A 20313-nucleotide genomic window follows, 5' to 3' on the forward strand; every position below is an offset into this window, starting at 1 on the left:
CCGCGACTGAGCCAGAGTCATACCTGCAACTACTTCGTCCAATCAAGAACTCTGGGCCGCTGCCAGGAGGCACCTCGTCAGCCGCCGGCGCCTGGATCCCGGACAACGGCTGGCCGTGTCCGGGATCCCTGAGACAGCCAGCCGTTCCGATCCAGGGCGTCAGTCGGCCATCGGCAGGTAGACCTTGCTGCCCTGGGCCTTGAACTCGTCGGACATGGCCTTCATGCCCTCGACAGCTTCCTCGTCGTACTCCGGCGAGGACTGCCCCTGGCCGAACTGCTCATTGATGCTTTTGCTGATCTTCATCGAGCAGAACTTCGGACCGCACATCGAGCAGAAGTGCGCGGTCTTGGCGGGCTGGGCCGGGAGGGTCTCGTCGTGGAAGTCGCGGGCGGTCTCCGGGTCGAGGGCCAGGTTGAACTGGTCCTCCCAGCGGAACTCGAAGCGGGCGTCGGAGAGCGCGTCGTCCCAGGCCTGGGCGCCGGGGTGGCCCTTGGCGAGGTCGGCGGCGTGGGCGGCGATCTTGTAGGTGATCACGCCGGTCTTGACGTCGTCGCGGTTGGGCAGGCCCAGGTGCTCCTTGGGCGTGACGTAGCAGAGCATCGCGGTGCCCCACCAGGCGATCATCGCGGCGCCGATGCCCGAGGTGATGTGGTCGTAGCCGGGGGCGACGTCGGTGGCGAGGGGGCCGAGGGTGTAGAACGGCGCCTCGTCGCAGATCTCCTTCTGGAGGTCGATGTTCTCCTTGATCTTGTTCATCGGGACGTGGCCCGGGCCCTCGATCATCACCTGGACGTCGCGCTCGCGGGCGATCCGGCCGAGCTCGCCGAGGGTCTTCAGCTCGGCGAACTGGGCCTCGTCGTTGGCGTCCGCGATGGAGCCGGGGCGCAGGCCGTCACCGAGCGAGAAGGTGACGTCGTACGCGGCGAGGATGTCGCAGAGCTCCTCGAAGTTGGTGTAGAGGAAGTTCTCCCGGTGGTGCGCGAGGCACCAGGCGGCCATGATCGAGCCGCCGCGCGAGACGATGCCGGTCTTGCGGCGCGCGGTGAGCGGGACGTACCGGAGCAGCACGCCGGCGTGGACGGTCATGTAGTCGACGCCCTGCTCGCACTGCTCGATGACGGTGTCCCGGTACACCTCCCAGCTCAGCTCCTCGGCCCGGCCGTCGACCTTCTCCAGGGCCTGGTAGAGCGGCACGGTGCCGATCGGCACGGGGGAGTTGCGCAGGATCCACTCGCGGGTGGTGTGGATGTTGCGGCCGGTGGAGAGGTCCATGACGGTGTCGGCGCCCCAGCGGGTCGCCCAGGTCATCTTCTCCACCTCCTCCTCGATCGAGGAGGTGACGGCGGAGTTGCCGATGTTGGCGTTGATCTTCACCAGGAAGTTGGTGCCGATGACGGCCGGCTCCACCTCGGGGTGGTTCACGTTGACCGGGATGACGGCGCGGCCGCGGGCCACCTCGGCGCGCACGAACTCCGGCTCAAGACCCTCCCGGAGCGCCACGAACTCCATCTCGGGAGTCACCACGCCCCGCTTGGCGTAGGCGAGTTGGGTGACGGCGGCACCGCCGCGGCCGCGCAGCGGGCGGCGCGGGCGGCCGGGGAAGACGGCGTCGAGGTTGCGCAGGTCGCCGCCGCGCGGCGAGGTGTGCTTGATGCCGTCGTCCTCGGGGCGCGGCTCGCGGCCGTCGTACTCCTCGACGTCGCCGCGCTGGCGGATCCAGGCGTCGCGCAGCGGCGGGAGGCCGCGCCGCACGTCGGGCTGGTAGGCGGGGTCGGTGTACGGGCCGGAGGTGTCGTACAGCGGGACGGTCTTGCCGTCGGTGAGGTGCACCTCGCGGTACGGGACGCGCAGGTCGGGCCGGGATCCTTCGCGGTAGGCCTTGTGCCACGCCGGGGTGGGGTAGCCGGTGCGCTCGCTGCTGGGGGCGCCGGCGGCGGACTGGGCCTGGGCAGACTGCGGCTGTGCTTCGAACGTGGTCATCTGACCTCTACTCCCTACGCCGGCATTACCCGGTCAGGTTCCTGCGGTCGACGCAGCCTGCGGTCCGTCCGTCGACGGCTCCGGTCAGCGTCCTCTCAGCCCGGTGCTCCGAGCTCCCGCGTCCGCAGGCGGGTTGCCTGCGCATGACGCCCAACACCGTAGCGAGCCGATCGCCGCAGGTCCAGACGGCCACCGGGGGAAATGCCCGAGGCCCGGCCACCCCGCGACGGGGGTGCCGGGCCTCGACGGCGCGTGCTGGGCCGGCGGCTCAGCTCCTGGCCGCCTTCTTCACCAGGATCACCACGGCGGCGGCGATGCCGACCACCACCAGCAGCTTGATGACGATGCTCAGCAGGGCGCCGACCACACCGAAGACGAAGCCCACGATGTTCCACGCCAGCACCAGGACCAGCACCGGGATGACGATGTTGCGCACCCAGGAGGGCAGCGACTTCCAGAGCTCAGCCATGTCGGTTCCTTTTCTCCCCTCGGGCCGGCTGCCGTCCGGTGCCGCATCCCGCTTGCTTTCGGTACTTCGATCGTACGGGGGCGGGTGGGCCCGAACGAGGCCCAACGGCCCGGAGAGAACCCCGAGATCACCCCGATCCCGACCCCCGGGGAAACCCCCGAGAGCCAGGCTCCCGCAGGTCAGACCGGCCAGCACTCGCCGCGCCAGGCGGCGTCCCAGAACATCCACTCGTAGCGCGAGGTGGTGGTGAAGTGCTCGACCACCTTGCGGCGTTCGGCCGGGGAGAGCTCCGCGCCGAGCCGGTCGGTGAGCGCCAGCACCCGCCGCACCACGGACTGGAAGGCCTCGTCGCCGTAGGTGGCGATCCACTGGGCGTACAGCGGGTCGGGCGAGCCCTGGGCGAGCAGCGCCTCGCCGACCCGGGCGTAGATCCAGTAGCAGGGCAGCACCGCGCCGAGCGCCTCGGCGAAGGAGCCGCCGTACACGGTGGCGAGCAGGTAGCTGGTGTAGGCCCGGGTGGTGGGCAGCACCGGCTCGGCGGCGGCCCGTTCGGCGCTGTCGCCGAAGGCGGTCAGGAACGCGGCGTGCATGCCCTGCTCGGCGGCGAGCGCGCCGACCGCGTCGTCGGCGAAGGCCCGGACGTCCTCCTCGCCGGGCGCCTTGGCAGCGCAGACGGCGAGCGCGCGGGCGTAGTCGCGCAGGTAGTGCGAGTCCTGGACGACGAAGTGGCGGAACGCCGCGCGCGGCAGGGTGCCGTCGGTGAGGCCGCCGAGGAAGGGATGGGCGAGGATCTCGGCGTAGATCGGCTCGATGGCCGTCCAGAGTTCTTCGGTGAGGCTTCGGGTCATGCGAACGACCCTATGCAACGCCCCCGTGCGCGTGCGGTGCTCAGTCCTCGGGCGGCGAGAAGACCACCAGCACCCGCAGTTCCTCGGTGATGTGGTGGAAGCGGTGCGGGGTGCCGGCCGGGACGTACACGACGGTGCCGCGCCCGACCGTCGCGGTCTCGGCGCCGACGGTCAGCTCGGCGCGGCCGCTGATCACCTGGTAGATCTCGTCCTGTTCGTGGGCGGTCTGGGTGTCGGTGTCGCCGGGGGAGAGCGCGTACAGCCCGGCGGACATCCGCGGCTCGCGCAGGAAGCGCAGGTACGCCCCGTCGTTGGCCGAGCGTTCGGCGTCCAGTTCGTCCAGTCGGAACAGCTTCACCGCCGCACCCCTCCACTCGGTCCCGTCCGTCCACCTTCCGGATCAGGGGCATTCAACACCAACTCGTCCGCCGGGAGCTTCCCAGCGGCCGGGGCGCCTGCCACGCTTGGGCGGTATGAAGGGTTTCGTCATCAAGACATTGATCAACGCGGCGGCCATCTGGGTCGCCGCCTGGATCGTCAGCGGTATCCAACTCGCCCAGGGCAAGGCCGACTGGCAGCACAAGGCGCTCACGGTGCTCGGCGTGGCCGTGGTGTTCGGCGTCATCAACTGGCTGATCAAGCCGGTGGTGAAGCTGTTCTCCTTCCCGCTGTTCATCCTGACGCTGGGGCTGATCACCTTCGTGATCAACGCCCTGATGCTGCTGCTGACCTCGTGGGCCTCCACCAAGCTCGAACTGGACTTCCACGTCAAGGGCTTCGGGGCCGCGCTGATCGGCTCGCTGATCATCAGCCTGGTCTCCTGGGGCCTGCACCTGGCCCTGGACGACGACTGACGGAACCGGCGGCCGTGCGCGCGAGCGCGAGGGGCCCGTGCCCGGGTGGTCCACCCGGGTCCGGGCCCCTCCCCGTGCGCTCACCCCGGGTGGCCCGGGCCGCCGAGGATGTCCGCGAGCTCGGCGTCGAGTTGCCGCCCGGTGCTCTCCCGCCCGATCGGCACCAGCCGGTCGGTGCGCGCCAGGAAGGCGAGCAGCGGCGCGACGCGGGCCCGCAGCACCGCCTCGCCGCCGGGCGAGCGCAGCGTGACGCGCACCTCCGGCGACCGCTCGTCCTCGACCGGCTCGATGAGCACGTCGCCCTCGCCGGCGGGCCCGCCGAGCCCGTCCAGCAGCAGCTCGCGGGCGAACACCCAGGTGACCGGCGGATCGCCGGGCAGGTGGAAGGTGAACCGGACGGCGTACGGGTCGCCCGGGTCGTAGGCCAGCTCCACCACGAGGCCGAGGGCCAGTTCGGGGGAGAGCGCGAGGCCCATCACCAGGTGCTCCTGGACCGTCGTGCTGTGCTGCATGGCGCCAGCCCCTCTCGCTTTCGTCCGGTGGCTGCCCATGGCAGCACAGCGGAGCCCCGAACGGACGCACCCGCCCGGGTCGGCGTTTCGACCCCGCGCCCGCGCGGGAGACTCCGGCACAACGCTCACGCCCCGGAGGTGGCCATGGGCCCCGACGACCGCACTCCGCCGCTTCCCCCGCTCCCGCGCACGGCGCCGCCGCGCCCGGTGGTCAAGCGCACCGCCCGCGCGATCCTGCTGGAGCTGGACCCGGACGATCCGCACGGCCCCGCCTCGATCGTGCTGATCCGGCGCGTCCGGCCGGGCTCGCCGCACCCGTACTGGATCACCCCCGGCGGCGGTGTGGAGCCGGGCGACCGGACGGTGGTGGACGCGCTGCACCGCGAGGTGGCGGAGGAACTGGGCGGCAAGGTGGTCGACGTGGTGCCCGCCTTCGTCGACACCATCAGCCACACGCACCACGACGACGGGACGCTGCTGCACCCGCACGGGGTCAAGGTGCAGCACTTCTTCGTCTGCCGGCTGGCCTCGATGGACCTCAGCCGGCGGCACGGGCCCGAGGTGGACGACCCGAACGGCGAGTACGAGGTGGTCCGGCTGCCGTTCACCCGCGAGGGCGTGACCTCGGTCAACGTCGTCCCGCCCCGGCTGCGGGCGTACCTGGCGGCGAACATCGAGGGCGTCCGGGCTCTGCTCGCCCCCGACCTGGGCTGACGGACCCGGTCCGGGCCGGTGCCGCGGTCCGGGCCCGTTCATCGGGCCCGGCCGGCTCTGCCGCTCATCCGGCGGCCAGCTCGCCGACCAGGTCGTGCCGGATCCGCTCGGCCGGCACCCCCGCCCGCAGCAGCACCCCGACACCCCGGCGGACCATCGCGGGCGGCCCGCTGAGCACCGCCTCCCGGCCCGTCCACGGGCCGAACCGGCCGACCACCTCGGGCAGTTCACCGGTCAGCACGCCCTCGGCCGGCCCGCTGCCGGACAGCACCGGGCGCACCGCCAGCCAGGGGTGACGGGCGGCCAGCTCGCGCAGCCCGTCCAGCTCGTACAGCTCGGCGGCGCCGCGGGCGCCGTAGAACACCTCGACGCTGCGGCCGCGCCCGCCGTACTCGACGGCCTCCTCGACCAGGGCGCGGATCGGGGCGATGCCGGTGCCGCCGGCCAGGCAGAGCAGGTCGGCGCCGAGCGCGTGGTCGACGGTCATCGCACCGGCCGCCGGGCCCAGCCGCAGGACGTCCCCGGGCGCGGCCCGGTGCACCAGCGCGTTGCTCACCCAGCCCGCCGGGACGGCCTTGACGTGGAAGGTCAGCAGCCCGTCCGGGCGGGGTGCGGTGGCGAAGGAGTAGTGCCGCCAGACCCTCGGCCACCAGGGCGTCTCCAGGCTGCAGTACTGCCCGGCCCGGTACCGGTACGCCTGGTCGGGGCGGACGGTGATCACCGCGACGTCCCGGGTGCGGCGCTCGTGCCGGACGACCTCGCCCTGCCACCAGGGCGGCGAGGTGCGGGCGGCCTCCTCGGCGGCCTCGATCATGATCGTGGAGATCAGCCGGTAGACGCGGCGCCAGGCCAGCTCGGTGTCGGCGTCCCAGCGGGCGCCCGCGTACCGGGCCAACGCCTGCACCAGGCACTCCCCGACCGGGGGGTAGTGGCCGGTCAGCGTGCCGTAGCGGCGGTGGCCGCGGCCGAGCTCGCCGAGCCGGGTGCGCAGCGCCACCGGATCCTCGGCGCCGCGGGCGGCGGCCAGCAGGGCGCGGAACAGGCGGTCGCGCTGGACGTCCATGGCGGCCGGGAAGAGCGAGCGGACCTCGGGGTGGTGCAGGAAGAGCAGCGCGTAGAAGTGCGCGGTGGCCCGGTCGGCGACGGGCTCGACGACGGCGAGGCTGGCCCGGATCAGCTCGATGTCCCGTGGCGTGGGAGGGAGTTCGGCGGCGGAGAGGTCCGGCTGGGCGGCCGGCGGCACGGACAGCGGGGCAGGCTGCGGCGCGGGCGGCAGCGCGGGAACGGCCGGCCGGTGTGCCCAGGCCTCGCTCCAACTGTCGCCGGGGCCCGCCCAGTTGAGGCCGGGCGCGTCGGCGAACAGCGGCTGGAAGGCGGGCGCGACGCCGGTGGTCGTCGCGAACGGCTCCGGGTGACCGGGGTGCGGATGACCGGGCTCCGGGTAGCTGGGCGCGGGCACGGCCGGCGGCTGGGCCGGCCGGGCCGGGATCACCGGGTGGACGGCCTGCGGCAGCCCCGCGGCGCCGTCCGCCGGCGGCAGGTCCGGCGGGTCCAGCGGCATCGGCGGCCGGGCCGGCTGCGCCGCCACGGGCTCGGGCGGCAGCTCCGGCAACTCCGGCAACTCCGCCAGGCCCGGGACGGCGGCAACCCCCGCCGAACCGTGCCCGGTGCGGATCAGAAGTGTTCGGCGGGACTTCACCGCCGCGTTTCGAGTACCCAAGAGAATCGTTTCGCCTCCGGCCGCACTGCGCCACCACCTGGCTGGATCCCTACTGGCGCCTAGGCAGCGTGGCATGCCCGAAGTACTCATCCGACAAATCGCGCGAAGCCCGGACACCCGGCCCGGGAACGCGCTACTCTCACTCGATCTGCGATTGCCCTGAGTGGCCCCCCTGTCCACTCAGGGCAACCCGGCCCTGGTCACGGCCGCGACGGTCACGGCCGCGACGGTCACGGCCGCGGCCCGGTCACAGCTGCCGCAGCAGCATCCCCGGCCGCTCCACGCAGTCCGCGACGAACCGCAGGAAGCCGCCCGCCGTCCCGCCGTCGCAGACCCGGTGGTCGAAGGTGAACGACAGCTGGGTGACCTCGCGCACCGCCAACTGCCCCTCGTGCACCCAGGGCTTGGCGACGATCCGGCCGACGCCGAGCATCGCCGCCTCCGGGTGGTTGAGGATCGGCGTCGAGCCGTCCACACCGAACACCCCGTAGTTGTTCAGGGTGAAGGTGCCGCCGGTCAGTTCGGCCAACGAGAGCGAGCCGTCGCGCGCCGCCTCGGTCAACCGGCCGAGCTCGGCGCCGAGTTGCTCGGTGCCGAGGGTGTGCGCGTCCCGCACCACCGGTACGACCAGCCCGCGCTCGCCCTGCGCCGCGAAGCCCAGGTGCACCACCGAGTGCCGGATGATGCCCGAACCGTCGTCCGTCACACTGGAGTTGAGCTCCGGGAAGCGCGCCAGCGCGACCGTGCAGATCCGCGCCAGCAGCGCCAGCACGCTCACCTTCGGGCCCGGCGTGGCGTTCAACTGCCGGCGCAGCGCCATCAGTTCGGTGGCGTCCGCGTCCACCCAGCAGGTCGCGGCCGGGATCTCCCGGTGGCTGCGGCTCAGCTTCTCGGCCACCGCCTTGCGCAGCCCGCGCAGCGGGACGACGCCCTCCTGCGGCGCGGCGGCGACGGAGGCCGCCGGAGCGGCCACCTTCGCCGCGACCGCCCGTTCGACGTCCGCGCGCATGATCAGCCCGTCCGGCCCGCTGCCCGCGACGGCGCCCAGGTCGATGCCCTGCTCCCGGGCCAGCCGCCGCACCAGCGGCGAGATCACCGGCACCACCACGGGAGCGGCCGGCGCGACGGGAGCCGCAGCAACGGGAGCCGGCGCGACCGCGACCGGGGCGACCGCGGCCGGAGCGGCAGGCACGCCCACCCGGCGCCGCCGTCCGCCCTTGGACTCGGCGACGCCGTACCCGACCAGCGGCCGCTCCACCTCCGCGGCCAGCTGAGCGGCCACCTGAGCGGCCCGCTCGGCGGGCTCCTCGGGCGCGGCCCCGCCGGGCGACGCCACCGCGACCGTCACCAGCGGCGCGCCCACGGCGATCTCCTCGCCGACCTCGCCGTACCGCGCGGTCACCACCCCGCCGTACGGGCAGGGCACCTCCACCACGGCCTTGGCCGTCTCGACCTCCACCACCGGCTGGTCGACCGCGATCACCTCGCCGACCTCGACCATCCAGCGCACCACCTCGGCCCCGGTGAGACCCTCACCGAGGTCGGGCAGTCGGAACTCCCGCACGACGGGCATCACGCTCAGTCCTCCCACTGCAGCCGGGCGACCGCGTCCAGGATCCGGTCCACCCCGGGCAGGTGGTGGTGCTCCAGCATCGGCGGCGGGTACGGGATGTCGAAGCCGGTGACCCGCAGCACGGGCGCGGCCAGGTGGTGGAAGCAGCGCTCGGTGACCCGGGCGGCGATCTCCGCGCCGGTGCCGCCGAAGCCGCTGGCCTCGTGCACGACCACGGCCCGGCCGAGCGAGCGCACCACCCGGGTGACGGTCTCGTCGTCGAACGGGACGAGCGTGCGCAGGTCCAGCACCGCGAGGTCCCAGCCCTCGGCCTTCGCCGCCTCGGCCGCCTCCAGGCAGACCGGCAGCGAGGGGCCGTAGGTGATGAGCACCGCCGAGGTGCCGGTGCGCCGCAGCACGGCCCTGCCGATCGGCTCGACCGGCGCCGCCGGGTCGAACTCGGCCTTGCCCCAGTAGAGCCGCTTGGGCTCCAGGAAGACCACCGGGTCGTCGGAGGCGATCGAGGCGCGCAGCAGCCCGTACGCGTCGGCGACGGTGCCGGGGGTGACCACGTGCAGGCCGGGGGTGCTGGTGTAGTACGCCTCGGAGGCGTCGCTGTGGTGCTCGACGCCGCCGATGCCGCCGCCGTACGGGACGCGGACGGTGATCGGCAGCGGGAGGCGGCCGGCGGTGCGGTTGCGCATCTTGGCGACGTGCGAGAACAGCTGCTCCAGCGCCGGGTAGGCGAAGGCGTCGAACTGCATCTCGACGACCGGGCGCAGCCCGTACATCGCCATGCCGATCGCGGTGCCGAGGATGCCGGCCTCGGCGAGCGGGGTGTCCAGGCAGCGGTCCGGGCCGAACTCGGCGGTCAGCCCGTCGGTGATCCGGAAGACGCCGCCGAGCGCGCCGACGTCCTCGCCGAGCACGTGTACCGCCGGGTCCTCGCGCATGGCGTCCCGCAGCGCGGAGTTGAGCGCCTGCGCCATGGAGGCGGTACGGGAAGAAACAGCGGTCGACATCAGTGCTGCACCTCGGCCTCGGCGGCCAGCTCGGCGGACAACTGGGCGGCTTGCTCGCGCAGTTGGGGGGTCGGCTCGGCGTAGACGTGGGCGAACAGCGCCATCGGGTCGAGCTCCGGGTCGGCGTGGAACTCGGCCCGCATCCGGGCCGCCAGCGCCTCCGCCTCGTCCGCCGCGAGCCGGACCAGCTCGTCGTCGAGGATGCCGAGTCCGCGCAGCGCCCGCTCCATCTGCAGGATCGGGTCGTGGTCCTGCCAGGCGGCCACCTCGGGCTCGGTGCGGTAGCGGGTGGCGTCGTCGGCGTTGGTGTGCGCCTCGACCCGGTAGGTCAGCGCCTCGACCAGGGTGGGGCCGCCGCCGCTGCGGGCCCGCTCGACGGCCTCGGTGAGCACGGAGTGCACGGCCGGCGCGTCGTTGCCGTCCACCAGCCGGCCCGGCATGCCGTAGCCGACCGCCTTGTGCGCCAGGGTCGGCGCGGCGGACTGCGCGGTGAGCGGGACGGAGATCGCGTAGCCGTTGTTCTGCACCAGGAAGACCACCGGGGCCCGCAGCACGGCGGCGAAGTTCAGCGCCTCGTGGAAGTCGCCCTCGCTGGTGCCGCCGTCGCCGAGCATGGCCAGCGCGACCACCGGGTCGCCGCCCAGCCGGGCGGCGTGCGCCAGGCCGACCGCGTGCGGGGCCTGGGTGGCGAGCGGGGTGCAGAGCGGGGCGGTGCGGGTGGCGCGCGGGTCGTAGCCGGTGTGGGCGTTGCCGCGCAGCAGGGTGAGCGCTTCCAGCGGGTCGACGCCCCGGGAGACCACCGCGAGGGTGTCGCGGTAGCTGGGGAACAGCCAGTCCTGCTCGTCGAGCACCAGCGCGGCGGCGACCTGGCAGGCCTCCTGGCCGGTGGAGGCCGGGTAGACGGCGAGGCGGCCCTGCTTGGTCAGGGTGGTGGCTTGCTGGTTGTAGCGGCGGCCGACCACCAGGCGGCGGTACAGCTCGCGGAGCAGGGCCGGGTCGTGCTTCTCCAGCGCGGGGGTGCCGAGCACGCGGACGGGGGAGTCGTCCGGGAGGAAGGGGGCCGGGTCGGTGCGCGGGGCGGTCGCCCCGGGCAGCCAGCCGGGCACGCCCGTCTGGTGTCTGTGGTCGAGAACGGTCATCTCGGGCACCTCCATGGGTGGCGGGGGCTCCCTACCGATTGTTCGGTCGTCTGTTCATCTTGACCAGAAGCGTGACAAGGTGGTGGACATTCGGCCTGAGCGGCGGTCGACTGGTGGCAGTACGTCCAAACGGTGAGGGTGGGGGGTCATGTCGGCTGAACAGATGTCCAGACTCGATCGGGTCGACCGGTCGATCCTGCGGCTGCTGCAGCAGGACGGTCGCGCCTCCATCCGCTCGGTGGCCGAGCGGGTGCACGTGTCCCGGGCGAACGCCTACGCCCGGATCTCCAGGATGGTCGAGGACGGCGTCATCCGCGGCTTCACCGCCAGGGTGGACCACGAACGGGCCGGTCAGGGCGCGTCCGCGTACATCACCCTGAAGATCGTCCAGAACTCCTGGCGGACGGTGCGCGAGCAGCTGCTGGAGCTGCCCGGGGTGGCGCACATCGCCCTGGTCGGCGGGGACTTCGACGTCCTGCTGCTGGTGCACACCGCCGACAACCACGCGCTGCGGGAGCTGGTGCTCAACCGCATCCAGTCCATCCCGCAGGTGCTCGGCACACGAACCATGCTGGTGTTCGAGGAGACCGACCAGGTGCCGCCGGACTGAGCGTCCCGGTCAGCGCGCCCGCAGCCCGTCGAAGGCCAGGTGCACCACCGCGTCCGGCACGCCGTCCGTCGCCTTCAGGCCCGGGCGGTACCACTCCACGATCGAGTTGATCATCCCGAACAGCAGCCGGGTGGCCAGCCGCGGCTCCACGTCCGAGCGCAGCGCCCCGTCCGCGACGGCCGCCCGCACCAGCGCGGCCACCTGGTGGTCGAACTCCCGCCGCCGCTCCAGCGCCCACAGCTCGGTGGCCGTGTTGCCGCGCACCCGCAGCAGCAGCGTCACGTACGGCAGCTCCGCCAGCAGCACCTCGGCGGTGCGCCGCACCACGTGCTCCAGCCGCTCCACCGCCGGGCCCTCGACCGCGCCCGGCTCGGCCAGGATCGCGAACAGGGCGTCCAGCGCCCGCCCGACCGCCAGCCGCAGCAGCTCCTCCTTGCCGCGCACGTGGTGGTAGATCGACGACTTGGAGATCCCGGCCGCCCGGGACAGGTCCTCCATCGAGGTCCCGTCGTAACCGCGCTCGTTGAACACGTCGACGGTCACCGCGAGCAGTGACTCCACGGTGTAGGCGGTGCGCGTGGTGTGATCGGCCATCCTCCGAGTATCCCCGGCCGCCCCGACCGGGACGCGATCGGGCCCCGTCCGATCCGCGGGACAGGCCCTAGAATCGCCGGACGATCGTCCACGTCCAGCGGCTGGAGCCACGGCTGATGAACGCAATACCGGCAGTCGCCTCCGACGTGCCCGAGCAGCGCAGCGGGGCGCCGGACGGCGTCTCCGGCGGCTGGCAGGCGCGCGCCCGAGCGCTGGTGATCCGGTTCGGCCCGGCCGTGTGGTGCTACACGCTGCTCAAACTGGTCGGCTTCACCGTCTTCATGAAGCTGCTCTCCTTCGCCGGCGACTACGCCAAGAAGCCGGCCCGGTTCGGCGGCGGCGCCAACCCCTGGGACGTGCTGGCCAGCTGGGACGGCTGGTGGTACCAGCAGGTGGCGCAGTTCGGCTACCACCCGGCCCTGGTCCCGATCCCGGGCGCCACCGGCGGGTTCATGGTCGAGCAGAACTCGGCGGCCTTCTTCCCGCTCTACCCCGGCCTGATGCGGATGACCTCGGAGGTCACCGGCCTCGGCCTGTACGGCGCCGGGATGCTGGTGTCGGTGGTGGCCTCGCTGTTCGCCGCGGCCGGGATCTTCGCCGTGGTGGAGAAGCTGTCCGGGGACGCCCGGGCGGGCGTGATCGCGGCCGGGATCTGGGCGATCGCACCGGGCTCGGGCGCCGAGTGGGCGGTCTACTCGGACTCCACCTTCGTCGCGCTGGCCGCCTGGGCCTGCTACCTCACGATGACCAAGCGGTGGATCGCCGCCGGGGCCGTCACCCTGGTCGCCGGGCTGAACCGGCCGACCGCCGCGGCGCTGATCGGCGCGGTGGGCCTGGCCGCGCTGGTCGAGCTGTGGCGGCGGGAGAGCGGCGTGCTGCGCCCGCTGGCGGCGATGCTGCTGGCCCCGCTCGGCCTGCTCGGCTACGTCGCCTGGGTGGGCTGGCGGACGGGCGAGTGGGGCGGCTACTTCCGGCTGCAGCACGACGCCTGGCTGCACTACTTCGACTGGGGCGAGGGCACCTGGCACGCGATCCGCGGCGTGCTGCTGGGCCGCGGCGACTACCCGTTCGCGTTCGCGGTGCCGGACCTGCTGGCCACCCTGATCGTGTTCACCCTGCCGATGCTGATCGTGCTGCTGATCCGGCTGCGCCCGCCGCTGGTGCTGGTCGCCTACACGCTGGCGACGATCGTCTCGGTGCTGGGCAGCCTCGGCATCTTCGGCAACGTCTCGCGCTACCTGCTGCCGGCGTTCCCGCTGTTCGTCCCGCTCGCGATCGGGATGCGCAAGCTGAGCTGGCCGGTGCTGGCGACGGTGCTGGGCAGCGGCGCGATCGCCTCCGGCTGGTACGCCGGGTACGTGATCTTCGAGCTCGGCGTGCCGTAGACCGCGCACGGACCCGAACCGGGGGCGCGTCCGTACGGGACGCGCCCCCGCGTGCTTCCGCCCCACGCCCGTCCCTCGCCCGTCCCTCGCGCATCGGATCGGGATCGCCACACCCCCTTTCGCCGACCGATCGTTCGGTTACTCTGTGAGGTGTCCCGTCCTCCCCTCTGAGGAGCGCACAGATGTCCGCAGCGGTCACCCACCCCCTCGTCGCCGAGCTGGTCGAACGCCACCAGGCCACCCTGGACGCCGCGCTCGACGCGGCCGCCAAGCGCGACTACTGGTCCCCGTACCCCGAGTTCCCGAAGGCCTACGGCGAGAGCGGCCCGGCCGACGGCAAGGCCGCCTTCGACGCCGTGCTCGGCAAGCCCTTCGCCCTGCCGGGCCACCCCACCGACGGCGACCAGGTCGGCGGCGAGGCCTCCCCGTACGGCATCGAGCTGGGCATCACCTACCCGCACGCCGGGCCGGACGAGCTGATCGCCGCGATGCGCGCCGCGCAGCCCGGCTGGGCCGCCGCCTCCCCGCTGGAGCGCGCCGCCGTCTGCCTGGAGATCCTGCACCGGATCAACGCCCGCTCCCACGAGTTCGCCCAGGCCGTCATGCACACCACCGGCCAGGCCTACGGCATGGCCTTCCAGGCCGGCGGCCCGCACGCCCAGGACCGCGGGCTGGAGGCCGTCACCTACGCGTACGCCGAGCAGACCCGGCTGCCGAAGCGGGCCGACTGGACGAAGCCGCAGGGCAAGCGCGACCCGCTGGTGCTGAGCAAGGAGTTCACCGTCGTCCCGCGCGGCCTCGCGCTGCTGATCGGCTGCAACACCTTCCCGACCTGGAACGGCTTCCCCGGCCTGTTCGCCTCGCTGGCCACCGGCAACCCGGTGCTGGTCAAGCCGCACCCCCGGGCCGTCCTGCCGCTGGCGCTGACCGTCGCGATCGCCCGCGAGGTGCTCACCGAGGCCGGCTTCGACCCCAACCTGGTCTGCCTGGCCGCCGAGCACGAGGGCGGCACCGTCGCCCAGGCCCTGGCCGTCCGGCCCGAGATCAAGATGATCGACTACACCGGCTCCACCGCCTTCGGCGACTGGCTGGAGGAGCACGCCCGGCAGGCCCAGGTCTACACCGAGAAGGCCGGCGTCAACGCGGTGGTGATCGACTCCACCGACGACTACCGGGGCATGCTCGGCAACCTGGCCTTCGCGCTCTCCCTCTACAGCGGCCAGATGTGCACCACCCCGCAGAACCTGCTGATCCCGCGCGGCGGCATCGCCACCGAGCAGGGCGACAAGTCCTTCGACGAGGTCGTCGCCGACCTCGGCGCCGCCATCACGGGCCTGCTCTCCGACGACGCCCGCGCCGCCGGCATTCTCGGCGCCGTGGTCAACCCCGGCGTGCTGCAGCGCTCGGCCGCCGCGGCGAGCGGCGAGTACGGCGAACTCGCGCTCGCCCCGCGCACGGTGACCTCGCCGGAGTTCCCCGGCGCGACCGTGCGCACCCCCGCGCTGGTCAAGCTCGACGCCGACAAGCCGGACGACCGCGCGGTCTTCCGCACCGAGTGCTTCGGCCCGGTGACCTTCGCGATCGCCGTCGAATCCACCCCCGCCGCCGTCGAGTTGCTGCGCACCACGGTCCGCGACAAGGGCGCCATGACGGCCACCGGCTACACCACCTCGCCCGAGGTGGAGGGCCTGCTGGTCGAGGCCGCGCTGGACGCGGGCGTCTCGCTCTCGCTCAACCTCACCGGCGGCGTCTACCCCAACCAGACCGCCGCCTTCTCCGACCTGCACGGCACCGGCGCCAACCCGGCCGCCAACGCGGCCTACTGCGACGGCGCGTTCGTCGCCAACCGGTTCCGCACGGTGCAGATCCGCCGCCCCCAGTAGGGCGGGCCCGGCGCCCGGGGCCCCGGCGGTCACACCGACCGCCGGGGCCCCGGTGGTTCACAGCCCCGACCGCGCCCGCGATGATGGAGGCTGGGAGAACGCCGCGCGGGGCGGCGTCCAACCACCCTCAGAACCACGGGAGCTGACAGATGGCCGAGAATCCGACGATCGAAACCGACGTCCTGGTCGTCGGTGCCGGGCCGGCCGGCCTGCTGCTGGCCGGCGACCTCGCCGCCGCCGGGATCGGCGTCACCCTCCTGGAGAAGCGCGCCACCGAGTCCAACCTCACCCGGGCCTTCGCCGTGCACGCCCGCAGCCTGGAGATGCTGGACGCCCGCGGCCTCGCCGAGGACCTCATCGCCACCGGCCGCCCGCTCTCCGAGCTCAGGATGTTCGACCGCCTCGCGGTCGAGCTCCACCGGCTGCCGACCCGCTTCCCCTTCGTCCTGATCACCCCGCAGTACAACGTCGAACGGCTGCTGCACGAGCGCGCGGAGAAGGCCGGCGCGACGATCCTGCGCGGCACCGAGGTCACCGGCCTGCGCCAGGACGCGGACGGCGTCACCCTGGAGACGGCCGGCGGCACCGCGTACCGCGCCCGGTACGCGGTCGGCACCGACGGCGTCCACTCCACCGTCCGCGACCTGCTCGGCCTCCCGTTCCCCGGCGAGTCGGTGGTCGACTCGGTGCTGCTCGCCGACGTCCGGCTGGAGCGCGAGCCCGAGGGCACCATCACCGTGGGCGCCAACGAGTCCGGCTTCGCCTTCCTGGCCCCCTTCGGCGACGGCTGGTACCGGGTCATCGCCTGGGACCGCCACCACAAGGTGCCGGACGGCACCGCCCCCTCGATCGAGCAGATCTCCGCCATCGCCACGGCCGCCATCGGCGAGGACTTCGGCCTGCACGACGCCCGCTGGACGTCCACCTTCCACAGCGACGAGCGCCAGGTGCCCAACTACCGCTCCGGCCGGGTCTTCCTCGCCGGCGACGCCGCGCACTGCCACTCCCCGGCCGGCGGCCAGGGCATGAACACCGGCCTCCAGGACGCCGCCAACCTCTCCTGGAAGCTCGCCGCCGTCCTCCGGGGCCGGGCCACCGACGCGCTCCTCGACACCTACCAGACCGAGCGGCACCCGGTCGGGCGGATGGTCCTGCGCAGCTCCGGCGCGCTGATCCGGCTCGCCCTCGCCGAATCCGTCCCCACCCGCGCCCTGCGCGGCGCGCTCGGCGCGATCAGCAGCCACCTCGACCCGGTCGCCGAGCGCGGCGCCCGGATGGTCTCCGGGATCGGCATCTCCTACCCGGCGCCCAAGGACACCCACCCGCAGACCGGCAAGCGCGTCCCCGACCTGCGGCTGACCGCGCTGAGCCGCCCCGCCGAGGACGCCCCCGCCGCCCCCGAGCGGCTCTACGAGGCGCTGCGCGCCGGGAAGTTCGTGCTGGTCAGCAATGACGAGCTGGCCGCCACCGCGCCCTGGGCGGACCGCCTGGTGTTCGCCGCGCCGGCCGATCCGCACGGCAAGCTGCGCGACACCGTTCTGCTGATCCGCCCGGACGGCTACGTCGCCTGGGCCGGCGTCGACCCCGGTCAGAACGAGCTCCGCACCGCCCTCACCGGCTGGCTCGGCGCCCCCGCCACCGCCTGACGGGCCGTCCGGCCGCTCCTGCCGCCCGCACGCTCCGTCCTCACCCTCCGCGTCCGCCCGGGCGCGGAGGGTTCGTGCGCGACACAGGAGACCCACCGACCGGATCCGGTCGTCGGTTAACCCCGCGCCTTCACGTAGTGCCGGGCGGCCTTCGCCCGATTCCCGCACACCGCCATCCGGCACCAGCGGCGCCGCCCGTTCTGCGAGGCGTCGAAGAAATGCAGAATGCACGCCTCGTGCGCGCACTGCTTCACCCGGTTCGCGCCCTGCCCGAGCAGCGCCAGGAAGTCGTCCGCCGCCAGCCAGGGCGCCAGCCACTGCGGCCCGTCGACCTCGATCCGCTCCTCGGCCCCGCCCGGCCCGGCCGACCGCCGGATCCGGCCGTGGGCCAGCACCGCGTCCAGCCCGTCCCGCGCCGCCGGCCCCAACTCGCCCTGCTCACGGGCGTCCTGGGCGGCGCGGTCGATCGCCTCACGAGCCTGCCGGATCGCCGCCAGCCCGGCCTCGTCGGCCGTGCAGCGCCCCCCGAGCCCGGCCGAGGAGATCCAGATGCCGTAGCCTTCGACGCCGTCCAGCAGGTCGTTGACGGGCAGGCCGGCCCAGCGGGTGTTGAGCAGGTCGAGCGCGAGCGGTTCGCCGATCAGCGGCCGGGGATCCCTCGGGTCCGGCGTCACGTCAGTCATCCTTCTCCCTCGGTTCGAGCCGATTCTACGGCCGCGCCCCCGCCGGTGAATTGGTATGGACCGTCCTGAGAATTCCAGCCATTCACTGTATGAACGACCGGCATTTCGCGGCATCCACACTTGACTGTTTTTTAGCAACGAATTGCTTGATCATGGGCCACCTCGCACACCGGTTCTGACATGTTCTAGCCAGCGTTCACGACCCCGGAACGCCTGGCCCCTTGCCGGCCCCCACAGCCGGCTGGAGGAGGAGATCCGTTGCGCCCCCGTTCTCTCGCCCTCGCCGCGGCGATAGCCGTCCTGCCGCTGACCGCCGTCTCGCTCGGCGTCTCCACCGCGCAGGCCGCGCCCGCTCCCCGCGTCGCCCTGACGAACACCGTGAACCCGGCGGTGGCCCACTCGGAGAAGAAGGGTGACGTCCCGGCCGAGCAGCAGATCTCGGTCGCCGTCAGCCTCAAGCTGCGCAACGCCGCCGAGCTCGACCGCTTCCTCGGCGCGGTCACCACGCCCGGCTCCCCCGAGTACGGCAAGTTCCTGACGCCGGAGCAGTTCACCGAGCGCTTCGGGCCGACCCAGCAGGACGTCGCCCAGGTCAAGGCCTACCTGGCCGCCCAGGGCCTCACCGTCACCGAGGTCAGCGCCAACCGCCAGGTCGTCAGCGCCCACGGCACCACCGCCCAGGTCTCGCAGGCCTTCGGGACCCACGAGAGCGCCTACGTGGACCCGCAGCTGCAGCGCACCTTCTTCGCCAACGACGCCGCCGCCTCGATCCCGGCCGAGCTGGCCTCGGTGATCCAGGGCGTCAGCGGCCTGGACAACCACGCGGTCCGCAAGAACCGCATCGCCAAGCCGAGCGCGATCACCCCGAACGCCGCCACCGCCAGCCCGAGCGGCATGAGCCCGGCCCAGTACACCGGCGCCTACAACCTGAACAAGACCGGCGCGGACGGCACCGGCGTGACCGTCGCCCTGTGGGAGTTCGACGGCTACCAGTCGTCCAACCTGACCACCTACGACTCGCAGTTCGGCCTGACCGGCCCGGCCGTCAGCACCGTCTCGGTGGACGGCGCCAGCTACGACTCCGCCCCCGGCCAGGGCCAGGGCGAGGTCGAGCTGGACAGCGAGATCGTCCGCGGCGCGGCGCCCAAGGCCACCCAGCTGGTCTACGAGGCCCCGAACAGCGACCAGGGCGAGATCGACATGGCCAACAAGATCGTGGCCGACAACAAGGCCTCGGTCATCTCGATCTCCTGGGGCTCCTGCGAGCCCGACACCACCGCCGCCTCGATGACGGCCGTGGACAACGCCTTCAAGCAGGCCGCCGCCCAGGGCATCTCGATCTTCTCCGCCTCCGGCGACGACGGCTCCCGCGACTGCACCCGCTCGACCAGCGGCTCGACCGTCAAGGCCGTCGACTTCCCGGCGTCCAGCCCGCACCAGACCGGTGTCGGCGGCACCAACCTCAAGGTCACCAGCGGCAACGGCTACTCCTCGGAGAGCGCCTGGAGCACCGCCGGCGGCGGCGTCTCCACCGTGTTCAGCAAGCCGTCCTGGCAGACCGGCACCGGCGTCAGCGGCACCATGCGCACCGTTCCGGACGTCGCCTCCAACGCCGACCCGGCGAGCGGCTTCTCGATCTACACCGCCGGTGGCTGGCAGGTCTACGGCGGCACCAGCGCGGCCGCCCCGCTGTGGTCCGGCTACGCCGCCCAGTTCAACCAGAAGGCCAAGGCCGCCGGGCAGCCGGTCCTCGGCGAGGCGAGCCCGCGCCTGTACTCGGTCGCCAACAGCACCAGCTACGGCAGCACGTTCCACGACGTGACCTCCGGCTCGAACCAGGACTTCCCCGCGAAGACCGGCTACGACCAGGTCACCGGCTGGGGCTCCCCGGTCGCCGACGCCCTGACCACCGCCCTGCTCGGCGGCAGCACCACCCCGCCGAACCCGGGCGGCGGCTGCACCGCCACCCAGCTGATCAACAACGGCGGCTTCGAGACCGGCACCGCCTCGCCGTGGACGGCCTCCTCCGGCGTCGTCGACAACAGCTCCTCCCAGGCGGCCCACTCCGGCAGCTGGAAGGCCTGGCTGAACGGTTACGGCAGCGCCCACACCGACACCCTGTCGCAGACCGTCACGGTCCCGACCGGCTGCGCCTCCGCCACCCTCACCTTCTGGCTGCACATCGACACCGCCGAGACCGGCAGCACCGCGTACGACAAGCTGACCCTGCAGGCCAACAGCACCACGCTGAAGACCTGGTCGAACGTGAACGCGGCCGCCGGCTACGTCCAGCAGACGGTGGACCTGACCTCCTTCGCCGGCCAGACCGTGACCCTCAAGTTCACCGGCACCGAGGACAGCTCGCAGCAGACCAGCTTCGTGATCGACGACGTCGCGCTGAACGTCAAGTGACCACGGGCCGGTAGCGCCGGCCGCAGCACCACCGAGACCCCCGCCGGGGCGGAGCCACAGGGCCCGCCCCGGCGGTGTCCGTTCCGCTCCGCGCCGGCCGGGTTCCCGCCGTGTTTCCGGACTGTTTCAAGATCGCTAACTGTGCGGTTCACCTGTCGTGACCACTGTCATACGCACGACTGATGACGTAGCCTCTCGACCGTGCATAGGGTTCCCCAAACCTCGGTGAAGCCGCCGGCGACGCGACCCGGCGTCGGCCCGGTCCGACCGAGCTCAGTTGGTGGGGA

The 20313-nt window shown here is 73.0% G+C and carries 18 protein-coding genes; 7 read left to right on the top strand and 11 right to left on the bottom strand.

The features are described from left to right. Nucleotides 1-159 precede the first annotated feature (159 nt). From thiC to VM95_RS15790, 4 genes are all read right to left on the bottom strand, one after another. Complete coding sequence (thiC, locus tag VM95_RS15775) at nucleotides 160-1983, bottom strand: phosphomethylpyrimidine synthase ThiC (protein ID WP_045696997.1); 1824 nt, start codon at nucleotides 1981-1983, stop codon at nucleotides 160-162. 268 nt (nucleotides 1984-2251) lie between these two features. Beyond that, nucleotides 2252-2452 carry a DUF5326 family protein gene (locus tag VM95_RS15780; protein ID WP_045697000.1) on the bottom strand — a complete coding sequence of 67 codons (201 nt, stop codon included), beginning with the start codon at nucleotides 2450-2452 and terminating at the stop codon, nucleotides 2252-2254. Between the two features lie 179 nt (nucleotides 2453-2631). Then, the gene (gene tenA / locus VM95_RS15785; protein WP_045697002.1) at nucleotides 2632-3300 is read right to left on the bottom strand and encodes a thiaminase II; all 669 of its coding nucleotides are present in this window, start codon (nucleotides 3298-3300) and stop codon (nucleotides 2632-2634) included. 40 nt (nucleotides 3301-3340) lie between these two features. Continuing rightward, a complete protein-coding gene (locus tag VM95_RS15790; RefSeq protein ID WP_045697004.1) occupies nucleotides 3341-3658 on the bottom strand; it encodes a cupin domain-containing protein in 318 nt (105 codons plus the stop codon). Between the two features lie 115 nt (nucleotides 3659-3773). Here VM95_RS15790 and VM95_RS15795 point away from each other — a divergent pair, with 115 nt between their 5' ends. Then, a complete protein-coding gene (locus VM95_RS15795) occupies nucleotides 3774-4154 on the top strand; it encodes a phage holin family protein (protein WP_045697006.1) in 381 nt (126 codons plus the stop codon). Between the two features lie 80 nt (nucleotides 4155-4234). On the opposite strand, the gene VM95_RS15800 is transcribed toward VM95_RS15795, so the two are convergent. Beyond that, entirely contained in the window at nucleotides 4235-4666 is a 432-nt protein-coding gene (locus VM95_RS15800; RefSeq protein WP_045697008.1) for an SsgA family sporulation/cell division regulator, read from the bottom strand. A gap of 144 nt (nucleotides 4667-4810) precedes the next feature. On the opposite strand from VM95_RS15800, the gene VM95_RS15805 reads away from it, so the two are divergent. After that, nucleotides 4811-5380, top strand: a complete 570-nt coding sequence (locus VM95_RS15805; RefSeq protein ID WP_045697010.1) for an NUDIX domain-containing protein — start codon at nucleotides 4811-4813, stop codon at nucleotides 5378-5380. Nucleotides 5381-5444: 64 nt separating this feature from the next. Here the strand turns inward: VM95_RS15805 and VM95_RS15810 are convergent, their stop codons facing one another. From VM95_RS15810 to pdhA, 4 genes are all read right to left on the bottom strand, one after another. Next, nucleotides 5445-6992, bottom strand: a complete 1548-nt coding sequence (locus VM95_RS15810) for a globin domain-containing protein (protein WP_244178792.1) — start codon at nucleotides 6990-6992, stop codon at nucleotides 5445-5447. A gap of 355 nt (nucleotides 6993-7347) precedes the next feature. After that, complete coding sequence (locus tag VM95_RS15815) at nucleotides 7348-8673, bottom strand: dihydrolipoamide acetyltransferase family protein (protein ID WP_045697082.1); 1326 nt, start codon at nucleotides 8671-8673, stop codon at nucleotides 7348-7350. 5 nt (nucleotides 8674-8678) lie between these two features. Then, nucleotides 8679-9674 (bottom strand): alpha-ketoacid dehydrogenase subunit beta, encoded by a 996-nt coding sequence (locus VM95_RS15820; protein ID WP_045697012.1) that lies wholly within the window; start codon nucleotides 9672-9674, stop codon nucleotides 8679-8681. Next, nucleotides 9674-10813: a pyruvate dehydrogenase (acetyl-transferring) E1 component subunit alpha gene (gene pdhA / locus VM95_RS15825; RefSeq protein WP_045697084.1), complete on the bottom strand. Its 1140-nt coding sequence runs from the start codon at nucleotides 10811-10813 to the stop codon at nucleotides 9674-9676. The genes VM95_RS15820 and pdhA overlap by 1 nt, the downstream gene beginning before the upstream one ends. A 163-nt stretch (nucleotides 10814-10976) precedes the next feature. On the opposite strand from pdhA, the gene VM95_RS15830 reads away from it, so the two are divergent. After that, nucleotides 10977-11423 (top strand): Lrp/AsnC family transcriptional regulator, encoded by a 447-nt coding sequence (locus tag VM95_RS15830; RefSeq protein WP_078859968.1) that lies wholly within the window; start codon nucleotides 10977-10979, stop codon nucleotides 11421-11423. A 9-nt stretch (nucleotides 11424-11432) separates the two neighbouring features. Here VM95_RS15830 and VM95_RS15835 read toward each other — a convergent pair whose 3' ends face one another. After that, the gene (locus VM95_RS15835) at nucleotides 11433-12017 is read right to left on the bottom strand and encodes a TetR/AcrR family transcriptional regulator (protein WP_045697015.1); all 585 of its coding nucleotides are present in this window, start codon (nucleotides 12015-12017) and stop codon (nucleotides 11433-11435) included. A 116-nt stretch (nucleotides 12018-12133) separates the two neighbouring features. On the opposite strand from VM95_RS15835, the gene VM95_RS15840 reads away from it, so the two are divergent. From VM95_RS15840 to VM95_RS15850, 3 genes are all read left to right on the top strand, one after another. Next, entirely contained in the window at nucleotides 12134-13402 is a 1269-nt protein-coding gene (locus tag VM95_RS15840) for a glycosyltransferase family 39 protein (protein ID WP_244178793.1), read from the top strand. Nucleotides 13403-13584: 182 nt separating this feature from the next. Further along, complete coding sequence (gene paaN / locus VM95_RS15845; RefSeq protein ID WP_045697017.1) at nucleotides 13585-15285, top strand: phenylacetic acid degradation protein PaaN; 1701 nt, start codon at nucleotides 13585-13587, stop codon at nucleotides 15283-15285. Nucleotides 15286-15434: 149 nt separating this feature from the next. Continuing rightward, a complete protein-coding gene (locus VM95_RS15850; protein WP_045697019.1) occupies nucleotides 15435-16931 on the top strand; it encodes an FAD-dependent monooxygenase in 1497 nt (498 codons plus the stop codon). Between the two features lie 116 nt (nucleotides 16932-17047). Here VM95_RS15850 and VM95_RS15855 read toward each other — a convergent pair whose 3' ends face one another. Then, complete coding sequence (locus VM95_RS15855; RefSeq protein WP_045697021.1) at nucleotides 17048-17614, bottom strand: CGNR zinc finger domain-containing protein; 567 nt, start codon at nucleotides 17612-17614, stop codon at nucleotides 17048-17050. A 258-nt stretch (nucleotides 17615-17872) separates the two neighbouring features. Between VM95_RS15855 and VM95_RS15860 the strand changes: the two genes are divergently transcribed. Continuing rightward, nucleotides 17873-20026, top strand: coding sequence for a protease pro-enzyme activation domain-containing protein (locus tag VM95_RS15860; protein ID WP_045697023.1), 2154 nt, complete (start codon nucleotides 17873-17875; stop codon nucleotides 20024-20026). Nucleotides 20027-20313 lie beyond the last annotated feature (287 nt).

The sequence above is a fragment of the Streptomyces rubellomurinus genome (assembly GCF_000961885.1).
GTDB lineage: Bacteria > Actinomycetota > Actinomycetes > Streptomycetales > Streptomycetaceae > Kitasatospora > Kitasatospora rubellomurina.